Annotated in this window: 9 protein-coding genes and 1 pseudogene; 6 read left to right on the top strand and 4 right to left on the bottom strand. The window is 69.7% G+C overall.

Annotation, left to right across the window (positions count from 1 at the left end):
• Nucleotides 1-91: 91 nt before the first annotated feature.
• The gene (locus ACFXI3_RS29130) at nucleotides 92-997 is read left to right on the top strand and encodes a LysR family transcriptional regulator (RefSeq protein WP_378403717.1); all 906 of its coding nucleotides are present in this window, start codon (nucleotides 92-94) and stop codon (nucleotides 995-997) included.
• Nucleotides 998-1,402: 405 nt separating this feature from the next.
• Here ACFXI3_RS29130 and ACFXI3_RS29125 read toward each other — a convergent pair whose 3' ends face one another.
• Both ACFXI3_RS29125 and ACFXI3_RS29120 read right to left on the bottom strand, forming a co-directional pair.
• Nucleotides 1,403-2,266, bottom strand: coding sequence for an alpha/beta fold hydrolase (locus ACFXI3_RS29125; protein ID WP_378403715.1), 864 nt, complete (start codon nucleotides 2,264-2,266; stop codon nucleotides 1,403-1,405).
• A gap of 29 nt (nucleotides 2,267-2,295) precedes the next feature.
• A complete protein-coding gene (locus ACFXI3_RS29120; protein ID WP_344273433.1) occupies nucleotides 2,296-3,246 on the bottom strand; it encodes a LysR family transcriptional regulator in 951 nt (316 codons plus the stop codon).
• 115 nt (nucleotides 3,247-3,361) lie between these two features.
• On the opposite strand from ACFXI3_RS29120, the gene ACFXI3_RS29115 reads away from it, so the two are divergent.
• From ACFXI3_RS29115 to ACFXI3_RS29105, 3 genes are all read left to right on the top strand, one after another.
• A complete protein-coding gene (locus ACFXI3_RS29115) occupies nucleotides 3,362-4,231 on the top strand; it encodes an alpha/beta fold hydrolase (RefSeq protein WP_378403713.1) in 870 nt (289 codons plus the stop codon).
• A complete protein-coding gene (locus tag ACFXI3_RS29110; protein WP_378403711.1) occupies nucleotides 4,228-5,631 on the top strand; it encodes an MFS transporter in 1,404 nt (467 codons plus the stop codon). Before ACFXI3_RS29115 ends, ACFXI3_RS29110 begins: the two co-directional genes overlap by 4 nt.
• A 91-nt stretch (nucleotides 5,632-5,722) precedes the next feature.
• Nucleotides 5,723-7,492 (top strand): dihydroxy-acid dehydratase, encoded by a 1,770-nt coding sequence (locus ACFXI3_RS29105; RefSeq protein ID WP_378403709.1) that lies wholly within the window; start codon nucleotides 5,723-5,725, stop codon nucleotides 7,490-7,492.
• Nucleotides 7,493-7,692: 200 nt separating this feature from the next.
• Here ACFXI3_RS29105 and ACFXI3_RS29100 read toward each other — a convergent pair whose 3' ends face one another.
• Nucleotides 7,693-8,298, bottom strand: coding sequence for an Ltp family lipoprotein (locus ACFXI3_RS29100; RefSeq protein ID WP_378403707.1), 606 nt, complete (start codon nucleotides 8,296-8,298; stop codon nucleotides 7,693-7,695).
• A 109-nt stretch (nucleotides 8,299-8,407) separates the two neighbouring features.
• On the opposite strand from ACFXI3_RS29100, the gene ACFXI3_RS29095 reads away from it, so the two are divergent.
• Both ACFXI3_RS29095 and ACFXI3_RS29090 read left to right on the top strand, forming a co-directional pair.
• Nucleotides 8,408-9,304: a hypothetical protein gene (locus ACFXI3_RS29095; RefSeq protein ID WP_378403705.1), complete on the top strand. Its 897-nt coding sequence runs from the start codon at nucleotides 8,408-8,410 to the stop codon at nucleotides 9,302-9,304.
• A 542-nt stretch (nucleotides 9,305-9,846) separates the two neighbouring features.
• Complete coding sequence (locus tag ACFXI3_RS29090) at nucleotides 9,847-10,830, top strand: S1 family peptidase (RefSeq protein ID WP_378403703.1); 984 nt, start codon at nucleotides 9,847-9,849, stop codon at nucleotides 10,828-10,830.
• A gap of 106 nt (nucleotides 10,831-10,936) precedes the next feature.
• Here ACFXI3_RS29090 and ACFXI3_RS29085 read toward each other — a convergent pair.
• Nucleotides 10,937-11,371: pseudogene (locus ACFXI3_RS29085) on the bottom strand (tyramine oxidase); the annotation flags it as partial.

The raw sequence follows: 11,371 nt of genomic DNA, 5'->3' as shown, positions 1-11,371 counted from the left end.
TGCTCGCTGGGACGATCCTGAGCGACCAGCAGGTATAGATCAAATGCCTATCGATCGACCTTGCCATGCCCCAGAGGCATATCATCGGTTCATGCTGGAGCTGCGCCACCTCGACTATTTCCGCGCTGTCGCCGAGTTCGGCTCGATCTCGCGCGCCGCGGCGGCCCTGCACCTCACTCAGCCGACGCTGAGCAGGCAGATCGCCCGGCTGGAGAAGTCGCTCGGGCACCAGCTCTTGCGGCGCACCGCGACCGGCACCGAGCTGACCGCGGTCGGCGAGGGACTGCGCGACCACCTGCTGTCCATCTTCGAGCTGGTCGACCGGGTCCCCGAGGTCCTCCAGGCCGCGGCCGGCGCGCGGCGTCTCGTCCACTTGGGAGTCCCGTCGGGGATTCCGGCAGGCTGGATCGAGGATTACCTGAACGCGGTGCGCGAAGCCGCGCCGGAGATCCATTTCGCGATCGTCGAAGCCACCAGCGAGGAACAGCGCCGGTTGCTGCTCAACGGGTTGCTGGATCTGAGCCTCGTGCACACGCAGCCGCCCGAGCTCCACAAGGAACTCTTGTTCCGGCAACGGCTCGGCTGCGTTTTCCGCGAAGGCACCGGGCCGGGCGACCGGGAGCAGCTCGATGTCACCGATCTCGGCGGGCTGCGCGTCATGGCCCATTCCGCCAAGGGAGAAGAGGTCAGCCTCCGCGCGGCGGCGACCGCGACCGGAACCGAAGTCGACTGGCTGTTCCGCGCGTTTTCCGAGCACAGCGAACTGATCGCCACCAGCTCAGGGGTCGACACAGTGCTCATCGGCGCGACGTCCGCCCGGAAGTGGTTCCCCGCCTGGCGATGGATCCCGTTGCACGCGGAGCGCCCCGAGCACTGGATGCGGACGTGGGCAGCCTGGGCAAGCAACGACCTGAAGCACGGCGACGTGCTGCTGGGCTGCCTGCGGGAAACCGCCCGGAGCTACCAGGCCGATCCCACCTACGAGTCCACGGCCTAACGCCCCACCGAACTCGCGACCCACCCGCCCCCTCCAGCAGAGACACTCGACGGCAATCCGGTCTCCACGGCGAAGCCCGCTCCCGCCCGCCCTGAGCCGAGCTGCCAGCCCCTGCGCGAACAGCCATCGACCCCCACCCCGCAAACCTGCCCCGGCCGTCGCCCTAACCCCCCGCCGCACCGAACCGGGAAATCGCCCCACCGTCGCCTTGACCGCCCACTGAACCGACCCGAGAAATCGCCCCGGGTCGCCCTGACCCCACACCCGACCACAACGAGAAATCGCCCCGGTTTCTGGACTGAGCGATCCGATCGGCCCCCGGGCCGAGCGGATCGGGAGGGAAGAAACCGGATGAAGGCGATTTCTCCGCCGCGACGAAGTCGCGGCAATCAAACACAGCCGCCCTCACCCCAAAAACCCCTCGACCGCATCCACGACCGCCCCCGGCGCTTCCTCCGGAACGTAATGCCCGCCAGGAACCGACCACCCGCGCACAACAGCCGGATCAGCGTGGTGTTCCTGCCAGACCTTCACCACGTCGAGTCCGCCGAGGCCCCCTTCGGCGCCCCACAGGAGCAGCAGCGGCGCCTGTATCCGCGCTCCGGCGGCGTGGTCCGCCTCGTCGCGGTCGAGGTCGGTCGAGAAGCCGGTGCGGTAGTCCTCAAAGGACGCGTGCAGCCGCTTCGGGTCGTCGAACGCTTGGACGTAATGCCGGAAGGTTTCCTCGTCGACGGCTCCGGTTTCGCGCACCCTGGCGAGGAAATGGCCGAGGTAGGCCTCGACGTTCCCGGAGACCAGTTTCGCGGCCAGTTCGGAGTTCCGGTGGAAGAACCAGTGCCACATCGCGTTCGCGGAGCCGCGGTCGAACGAGTTCATGACCACCCTGGTCGGCAGGATGTCCAGCAGGGCCAGCGCGGTGATGTCGGCGGGGCGGTCGAGCGCCCAGCGGTGCGCGACCCTGGCGCCGCGGTCGTGCCCGATCACCGTCGCCGATTCGAATCCCAGGTGGTGGATCAGGCCGCTGAGATCGGCGGCGGTGGCGCGTTTGTCGTAGCCGCCCGAGCGGGCCAGTCCGGATGCGCCGTAGCCGCGCAGGTCCGGGGCGACGACGGTGCGGCCGTGGCTGAGCGGCTGGATGACCTGGCGCCAGCACTCGTGCGTCTGCGGCCATCCGTGCACCAGGACGACCAGTTCCGGTCCGTCGCCGACGACGCGGCAGGCCAGTTCGACGTCGTCGAGGCGCACCGACTCGAGTGTGTTCCGAAGCATGCTTTCTCCCTTGCGGTCGGCGTTTCGAGTCACGAGTCGCCGGGCGACGGCTGTCGCCCGGTGGCGGCCGGGTGCCGGGCGAGCAGTTCGTCGAGCCGGCCGCCGACGTCGGCGCAGTTCTGCCGGACCACGGAAAGGAAAGCGGCCAGCGTCGGCGAGGAATCGGCCGCCCGGAAGGACATCTGCAGGTCCGGCAGCCGGAATCGAGGCTCGACGGCGCAGAACCAGATGTCCTTGCGAGCGATCAGCCGCATCCGTTCCGGACCGAGGCCGACTCCCGCGGAGCAGGCGGCGAGCCCGGCGATCGTGTGGATGTCGCGCGCCAGCGTGGCGCTGTCGAGGGCGGCGGGCTCGAACACCGATCTGAGATAGGAGCCCGCCGCGTCCGCGCTGACCACGAGCGGCTCGCGGGAGAGCTGTTCGACGTCGACGGACCGGCGCCCGGCGAAGGGATGTCCCGCCGAAACCGCGGCCACCAGGTGGTCGGCGCCGATGGGCACGGTGACCAGGTGCTCCGCGCCGGTGCCGCGGGGGCTGCCCCGTCCCACCGCCACGTCCAGCTCGCCCGCGAGCAACGCCGCGGACCCGGCGGAACTGTCCAGCTCCTGCAAGGTCATCCGGACCTCCGGACGAGTCCTCCGGAACCGGCCGATCACCCCGGGCAGCGGGTCGAGCAGCGCGGACCCGATGAACCCGAGGCGCAGCCTCCCGGTCTCCCCGCGTGCCGCGCGGCCCGCGTCGACCAGCGCGAGGCTCATCTCGGCAAGCGCGCCGCGCGCCCTGGCGAGGAACGCGTCCCCGGCGGCGGTGGGAAAAACGCCGCGTGCGGTGCGGTCGAACAGCCGCTCGCCGACTTCCCGCTCGAGCGCGGCGATCTGCGTCGACAACGGCGGCTGGGCAATGCCCAACGACGCGGCGGCGCGGCCGAAGTGCTGGTGTTCAGCGAGGGCCAGGGCGTAACGGAGGTGACGAGCTTCCACGGCGTCATGATACGCAGGAAGTATCGCGAAGGCATTCGCAAGATATCGCAGTGGATAACGCTGCACGGCGGGTGTGCTCTGGGGAGGTCCGTGATCGACTCCCGAAGGACCTCAAGTGACCCGACCCTCCTCGTCCGAGACCGTCATCGTGCTCGTGCACGGCGCCTGGCATTCCGCCCTGCACTGGACAGCGGCGCAACGCGCGCTCGCCCGGCACGGCCTCGCCAGCGTCGCCGTGGACCTGCCGGGGAGCGGGCTCGACGCGCCTGTTCCCAGCGGGTATTTCCTGCCTGGCCAGCCCGGCTTCGCCAGCGAAAGGTCGGCCCTGCACGACGTCACCATGCAGGACAGCACGGACGTCGTGCTCAACGCGCTCGTCAGCGCGCGCACCCGGTACCGGAACGTCGTCCTGGTCGCCCACAGCGCCGGCGGCGCGGCCGCGTCCGCCGCCGCGGAGCAGGCACCGGAGCTCGTCGACCGGCTCGTCTATCTGTCCGCGTTCGTGCCCGGCGGCCGGCCCCGGTTCGCCGACTACATCGAGGCCAAGGAGAACGCGGGCGCCGTCCAGGTCCCGCCGGTCGGCGATCCGGGCCGACTCGGCGCGATCCGGATCAACCCGCTTTCCCCCGACCCGGCCGTCGTGGGCGTCATCCGCCGGGCGTTTCTCGACGATCTCCCCGAGGGCAGCCCGGAATCGTGGCGGCAGTTCCTGCACCCCGACCTCCCGTTCGCGAACTTCACCACCCCGGTCCCGGTCTCCGCGGCGCGCTGGGGACGGATCTCCCGCTCCTACGTGCGGCTGGCCGACGACCTCGCCCTGCCGCCCGCGACCCAGGACCTGATGATCGCCGAGGCGGACCGGCTGACCCCGGACAACCCGTTCCACGTGCACTCCCTGCCGGGCGGCCATTCTCCGTTCGTGACCCGGCCGGACGAACTGGCGACGACCCTCGCCGCGGTCGCCCTGTACCGGTCCGACCGATGAGCTCGGTGCGTCTTTCTCCTTCGTCGCAACGACTTCTGCTGCCGATTGTGCTGTCCGGCACGTTTGTGCAGCTGTTCAGCGTCACGGTCATGCAGGTGGGCGTGGTCGACGTCCAGCGGGACCTGAACGCCGGGGCGGCGGAGACCCAGCTGGTCCTCGCCGCCTACACCCTCACCTACGCTTGCTCGCTGCTCGTCTCCGCGCGGCTGGGGGACAAGTACGGCTACCGCCGGATGTTCGTCGCCGGGATGGCGCTGTTCACCGCCGCCTCGATCGGGGCTGCCGCCGCGCCGGACGCGTGGGTGCTGATCGCCGGGCGCGCCCTGCAAGGTTTCGGCAGCGGCCTGATGGCGCCCCAGATCCTGTCGATCATCCAGTCGGCGCTGCCCGCGAACCGCCGCCCCGTCGCGCTGAGCGCCTTCGGAGCGACGATGGCGGCGGCTTCCCTCGCCGGCCCGGTGCTCGGCGGCGTGCTGACCCAGCTCGATCCGCTGGGACTGGGCTGGCGGGCGGCGATGCTGGTGGTCGTCCCGATCGGGATCGCCGCCCTCGCGCTCTCGCCCGCGCTGCCGTCCGTCCGGGAAGAACGCAAACCCACGCGCGTGGATCCGCTCGGCGCGACGCTGAGCCTGCTGGGCTTCGCACTGCTGGTGTTCCCGCTGACGATGGGACGCGAGACCGGCTGGCCGCCGTGGACCTGGGCAAGCCTGGCCCTGGCGGCGGTAGCGCTGACTGGTTTCGTGCTTTCCCAGCGCAGGGCGGCGGAACCGCTCATCCAACCGTCCACATTGGATGAACCGGCGACCAGATGGGGACTGGCCGCCGTGCTGGTCTTCAACGCGGGCGTCCCGTCCTTCACTCTGCTGCTGTCGATGCACCTGCAGGGCGTCAAGGGCTGGAGCCCGCTTGAGACGGGCCTGAGCGTCACGCCGTACGCCGTCGGAGCGCTGGCCGGCAGCCGGATCGCGAACAGCCTGGGCAACCGGTTCGGCCCCCGAGCGCTCGCCGCCGCCTCGCTCGCGATGGGACTGGTGTGCCTTGCCGTCCCGGTGCTGATCGACCTGCGCTGGTGGTATTGGCTCGCGTTGTGCGTCGGCGGAGTCGCCTTCGGGGTCTTCACCGCGTCGGCATTCACCCAGATCATCGCCAGGGCGCGCCCCGAGGCGGCGGCTTCGGTTTCCGGATTGCTTCCTACGGCGCAGCAGTTGGGCGGAACGCTGGGAGTCACGTTCGCTGGCATCGCCTACGCCGCCCCAGCCGCGACGGCGGGTGCGGCGTTGTGGCACGCGATGACCTACGAGGCTGCGGCCTTCGCGGTTGCTGCTGTGTGCGCGGTTGGCGGCCTTCGGAGTTCGCGAACCGCGGGTGATCGATCGCCGAGGGTGTCAGTGCGAGGGTGAGAGGGCGGACCGTCTCGGCGTAGCCGCTCGAGCTGCGCACCCGGCCGGATCTGCGACGATAGGGACGATCGAGTCGACGACGGGAGAGCTGATGGACGAGTCGAGCCGCCGGGATGTGTGGCGTCCGGGCCAGGACTGCCAGGCGGTGGCCACGGCCCGGTCGCTGGGCCAGGACGTGGACAAGATCCACGGGGACGCGTGGGGCGTCGTCGGGACCTTGGGGGACAGCGTCTGCTACGTCGGCGTCACGGACAAAGTCGCGGCGATCCACGAAGCACTGGCGCGCCGGATCCGCGAGCGCGACCTGCCCGTCCGGCTGCTCGCCCCGAACTACTCGGGCGGGATCTCGGACGGCCAGCGCAACGGCACCCCGCAGATGCGGTACTCGCTGATCGGCCGCGAGACGACGAACGACGGGTTGTCCCTGCATTTCGAGGGCAGCGAGATGCGGGGAGTCGTCGCCGTGGTGGCGTGCGACAAGCCTCCGGTCGGCGCCACGGCGGCGATCTTGGAGCGCGACGTGCCCGCGGTGGTGGTTTCCGACGGTTCCATCCGTCCGGGCACGGATCCCGAAACCGGGGAAACGATCGATCTGGTCAGCTGCTTCCAGGTCGCCGGGGACCCGGACGCGGCCAAACGCGAGCGGTGGGCGCGCAACGCGTGTCCCGGGCACGGCAGCTGCGGCGGGATCTTCACCTACAACACGATGCAGTCCTTCATCGCCGTGCTGGGGCTGGAGCCGCTGCATATGGTGTCGCCGGCGTCCGAGGACCCGCGCCGGGTCGAGGAATTCCCCGAGCAGATCGTGGACTGCCTCGAAATCATGACCCAGCGCGGAATAACGCCGCGCGCTCTGGCCACCCCGCTCGCGTTCCGCAACGCCGCCGTCGTGGCGATCGCGCTGGGCGGTTCGACGAACGTGGTCCTGCACGCGCCGGAGATCGCCCGCGCGGCCGGCCTTGACTTCTGGTCCGAGGTGATGACTCAAGAGGAGTTCAACCGGCTCTCCCGGACCGTCCCGGTGCTCGTCGACGCCCGGCCGTTCGGGCAGTACAGCATGGTGGACATCGACGCCGCCGGCGGCCTGCAGGCGGTGGTGGCGGAACTGCTCCGGCACGACCTGCTCGACGGCTCCGCCCTGACCTGCACGGGCGAGACCCTCAGCGAGCAAATCGAACGGCTCGACCCGCCCGCCCCGGACGGGAGGGTGATCTTCCCGGTCACCGAGCCGTTCAAGCCCACCGGCGGCCTGCGGCTGCTGTCGGGCAACCTCGCTCCCGGCGGCGGCGCGGTGATCAAACTGGCCGGAGTCGAGACCGGCGTGGTCGACGGCCGCTTCGAGGGACGGGCGCGCGTTTTCGACAGCGAGCAGTCCCTGCTGCGGGCGCTGGTCGAGACGCCGGACGAGTTCGCGGACCGGGACATGGTCGTCATCCGCTACGAAGGCCCGCGGGGCGCGCCGGGCATGCCCGAGATGCTCGACCCGACCTCCCGCATCACCGCGCTGTGCCGGACGAAAGGCATCTCCATCGCGCTGATGACCGACGCCCGGTTCTCCGGCGGATCGGTCGGCCTGGTCATCGGACACGTCGGCCCGGAGGCCGCGCTCGGCGGCCCCATCGCCCTCGTCGAGGACGGCGACACGATCACCGTCGACCTGCACACCGACACCCTCGAGTGCGCCGAACTGGCCGACCCCGCCGTCCGCCAGGCTCGCCAGGCGAAGTGGCAACAGGCCGCCGAGGCGAACGGCGGGGTCCATCCGCTAGTCCGCCCGGTGACGTCCCGCCTGCTCCGCCGCATGCGCGCACTCGCCGCGTCCGCGATCGACGGCGGGGGGATGGCGGAGGTCGTTCCCTGATCGAGGCGAGGCCGGCAGCGCGGAGTGCGGCGCGTGGCGTGGAACTATTCATGAGCCTGCCTAGCGGTCACCCGGGCTGCCAGCCCGCAGGCGGCTGCCGCTCGTGGCATTCCTTTGTACGGCAACAGGTCTGGGCGCTTGTGACCTTTAAGTCCGCGAGCCCTGGCCGCGGTACGGACGATTCCGTATGCCGTGGGCTGTCATTTGCACGCCTTCGTCTGGTGGGCGCCGAACTTGGCCTGGGCATTGGTGAACTGCCCGCCGTACCTCGATGACAGCTGCCGGATCAGGCCGGTGCACGAGAACGAGGTGTAGTCCAGGTAGGACTGTGCTGCCTTGGCCGCCTGCGCGTTCCAGTCGACGTCCAGGCTGTCCACCGCCTGGGTGGCGACGTTCTTCGGGTAGCTGTCGCCGTACTTCGAGGACAGTTGGTCGATCAAGCCGTTTCGCGAGAAGGCGGTGTAGCCGAGATACGACTGCGCGGAATCGCGGGCCTGCTCGACCTGGGGCGGATATTGCGGAGCCTCGCTGGCCGGGCTGGACTCGGCTGGGGGCGACGACTGCGGAGTCTCGCCGGCCGGGCTGGACGTGACCTGGGGCGGAGTCTCGCTGGTCGGGCTCGACTGGACCAGTTGCCCGTTGACGCACGACTGTCCGGTCTGCAGCGGAGGACAGGATCCTTGTGTCGAAGCGGCGGCGGGAGTCACCCCGCCGGCACCGAGATCGCCTGCGTCACCACCTGAACAGGCGGTGAAGGTGACGGCTGCCGCGGCCGCCGCGGCGAAGAGGGCGACGCCCTTGAACATGAGCAAACTCCTTGGCGCGTGGTGATTTGTAGTCGTGTGTGCGACTCCGTTCGTTACGCCGGTCATGTCCGCTTCGTTCAGCACGTCAAGGCCCCCGCATCCTCCGCCAATGGGCCGGCTGTCCTGGTGCGTAGTTGATGCTGCGACGTCGGAAACATCCGAACCTGCCGGCGCGACCGGCCCCGACGCGCGGGGGATTTCCGAGGAAGGGCGCGTGTCGCTGCCGCTCGCTTCCGGCGGCAGCGGAGAAGCTGTGCGCCGCCCGGATCTGGGCGCGCGTGATTGTTGCTGCGGTGAAAGGAAGAACGTGCTGAAGAAGGGTTTACGTCCGCTTCGGGCGGTACGTCTCGCTGGGGTTCTTGCCGCGGGGATCGTGGCATGCTCCGCGTGCACCCCCGGCCACGCGACCGGGCAGCAACCGAGCGGCGGCAAAGCGCCTGCCCAGGCGGCCGGCGGTGCCGCGCTGTCGGTCGGAAGCTCTTCGACGCCGCTTCCGGCAGCTGGTTCCTGCCACCTCGGCAACCGCGACGGGCAACCGACGCCAGATCCGTCCTGCACCCCCGGTGCGGTGAATCCGCAGGTCTCCCAAGCGAATATCGCCACGACGGTGTGCAAGAGCGGCTGGACCAAAACCGTGCGTCCGCCCACCGGCAAGACCAGTCGCATGAAGGACACCACGGCGAAGGCGTACACCCTGCCCGCCGGCGAGACCGGCGAGTACGACCACCTTGTCTCCCTGGAACTCGGGGGAGCGCCTGACGACCCGCGCAACCTGTGGGTCGAGCCGGGGAAGATTCCCAATCCCAAGGACGCGGTCGAGAATAAACTCAAAGACGCCGTCTGCAGTGGCCTGATCCCGCTCGCCACCGCCCAGACCGCCATCGCCCGTTCCTGGACCACCGCGTTCGACGACGCCGGGCTGCGCGTCAACGGAGGTGCGGTGTGCCTGCGCGCCGAGCCCAGCCGGTGCGCCCACGGCCGGCGTGGAGACAGCACCGGCGAGTAACCCGGCGGCCAGTTGTTCGCGGACGGGCTTGATCGCCCGTCCGCGAATAACGACGCGAGAAAGAGCGGCAAGAACCGTTTTCCAGTGCGCCGGAAAGCGACGGTGTCGCTCGAACGTCTCGGTCCGGCTTGAGTTCCGGCCGGCGCCAGGCGTGGAAGCGACCGTCCCAAGTGGACACTCGCGCCCGACCGCCCGCAGGCCGAGCACGGAGGCGTCGACCGCGCTGGGCGCGCCGCGCTCGTCGCCTCCGCTGCGCCGTTCGGGCGCGGGATTGCGACAAACGTGAACCTACCTTCGTCGGTGTCGCACTTGCCCCGAATTGTTCGAGAATCACGAACCGAAGGTTGATCACGTTCCGTTTCAACGACGAGACGGTCCGGACCGCCGAACTGGAGGTTCATGGTCCCGATCCGGTCACCCGACGCACCCGGGCGGAGCTGCCTCCGCACTCAGCCGAGCCCGGCACCGAATCCGGAGGCCCTCACGCGGACTCCCCGCTCGGTGCACGTCCTTTCTCTCCCGTTCCGCACAGGAGGAAACACATGCGATCGACACGTTTCAGGCCGAGCGTCCTCGCCGTCGGCTCGTTCGGCACGCTGGCCCTCGCCATGACCACCGTGCCTGCCGCGTCCGCGGCGGCGACACCGGCCGCGGTCATGAACAGCCTCGGCTCCGCCACCGGCGGGCACTACCTCGACGACAGCGGCGCCTCGGTCGTCACTGTGCTGAACGACGCCGACGCGGCCAAGGTCCGCGCGTCCGGGCTGAACGCGAAGGTGGTGCGGTACAGCCTGGGCCAGCTCGGCACGGTGAAGCAGCACCTGGACGCCACCGGCGGCGTGCCCAGCGCCGGCTGGGGCCTCGACCTCGCCCGCAACCAGGTCGTCGTCGACGTCTACGACGCCACCCCGAAGGCGCAGAAGGACTCGCTGCTCGAGACCGCCCGCCAGTACGGCGACATGGTCCGCGTCGAGCACCATCCCGGCGCCATGTCGTTGTTCATCAAGGGCGGCGACAAGATCAGCAACGGTCAAGCGTCCTGTTCCAACGGGTTCAACGTGGAGAAGGACGGCCAGAAGCTGCTCCTTTCCGCCGGCCACTGCGAGAAACTCGGCGGCGGCGGCCCGTGGAACGACGGCAAGACCGTCGACGCGGTGTTCCCCGACGAGGACAACATGCTCGTGGAGAACGCTTCGGGCGAGGGACCGAGCGAGATCAACGACGGCACGAAGATCACTGAGTTCGCCGATGCGACGGTGGGTGAGCAGATCAAGCGGGCCGGGATCACTTCGGGCGTGACGTCGGGTGAGGTGACCAAGGTCGACTACACCTTCGAGGCGGAGGGTTACACGGTCTACCACGAGTTCTGCACGACCGCGCATTCCGATCACGGCGACTCGGGCGGTCCGGCCTATGACGGGGGCAAGGGTCTCGGCACGCTGTCCGGCGGAGACACTCAGACCTCGTGCTTCTTCCCGGCGACGTTGTCGGCCAAGAGGTACGGCGTGACGCTGCCCAAGTCCTGATTCGCGGGTGCTGTCGGGAGGCGCCGGAGCCGGTCCTCCCGACGGCATGCCCGAGCGTCGCCTCCCGCAAAGCCTTGTCCTGCCGACGATACCGCCGCCGCAAGCCTCAGCACCGAGGTCTCGGCAGATCCAACGCCGGGTTCGCGGCGAAGAACGCCACCGGTTTGAGATGGAAGCCCACCTTGGACACCGGCATCACCGGCCAGTCCTCCGGGCGCGGCACGTGGTTCGCTCCGAACGTGTACCAGACAACGACATCGGCGTCCACGATTGGCCGGTCGGCCCGGACGTACTCGACCAGTCCGTCGTCGCCGGGACGCTGGTTGGGGTAATCGCCGGACGCGTAGCGCTGGTCAGGATCGTAGGCGGTGACCCACAAATGCCGGTACGCGAAGCCCGCGCGCCTGCTCGTTTGCGATCCGCTCTGGGCCAGCGGCAGGATGTTCGTCCCCGGCATCAGCTGGTAGCCGACTGGGCGGCCGGTGTGGTGGCGGACCGACGGGTTGACGACTGTCCAATTGCGACCGGAGAGCGGGTCGAC

It is taken from the genome of Amycolatopsis sp. NPDC059235, assembly GCF_042754125.1.
Classification (GTDB): Bacteria; Actinomycetota; Actinomycetes; order Mycobacteriales; family Pseudonocardiaceae; genus Amycolatopsis; species Amycolatopsis albidoflava.
This window is presented reverse-complemented; position numbering and strand designations above follow the sequence as displayed.

Coding starts and splice junctions, on each gene's coding strand:
- ACFXI3_RS29130 (WP_378403717.1), top strand. CDS start 92: ATGCTGGAGCTGCGCCACCTCGACTATTTCCGCGCTGTCGCCGAGTTC.
- ACFXI3_RS29125 (WP_378403715.1), bottom strand. CDS start 2,266: ATGCTTCGGAACACACTCGAGTCGGTGCGCCTCGACGACGTCGAACTG.
- ACFXI3_RS29110 (WP_378403711.1), top strand. CDS start 4,228: ATGAGCTCGGTGCGTCTTTCTCCTTCGTCGCAACGACTTCTGCTGCCG.
- ACFXI3_RS29105 (WP_378403709.1), top strand. CDS start 5,723: ATGGACGAGTCGAGCCGCCGGGATGTGTGGCGTCCGGGCCAGGACTGC.
- ACFXI3_RS29100 (WP_378403707.1), bottom strand. CDS start 8,298: ATGTTCAAGGGCGTCGCCCTCTTCGCCGCGGCGGCCGCGGCAGCCGTC.
- ACFXI3_RS29095 (WP_378403705.1), top strand. CDS start 8,408: ATGGGCCGGCTGTCCTGGTGCGTAGTTGATGCTGCGACGTCGGAAACA.
- ACFXI3_RS29090 (WP_378403703.1), top strand. CDS start 9,847: ATGCGATCGACACGTTTCAGGCCGAGCGTCCTCGCCGTCGGCTCGTTC.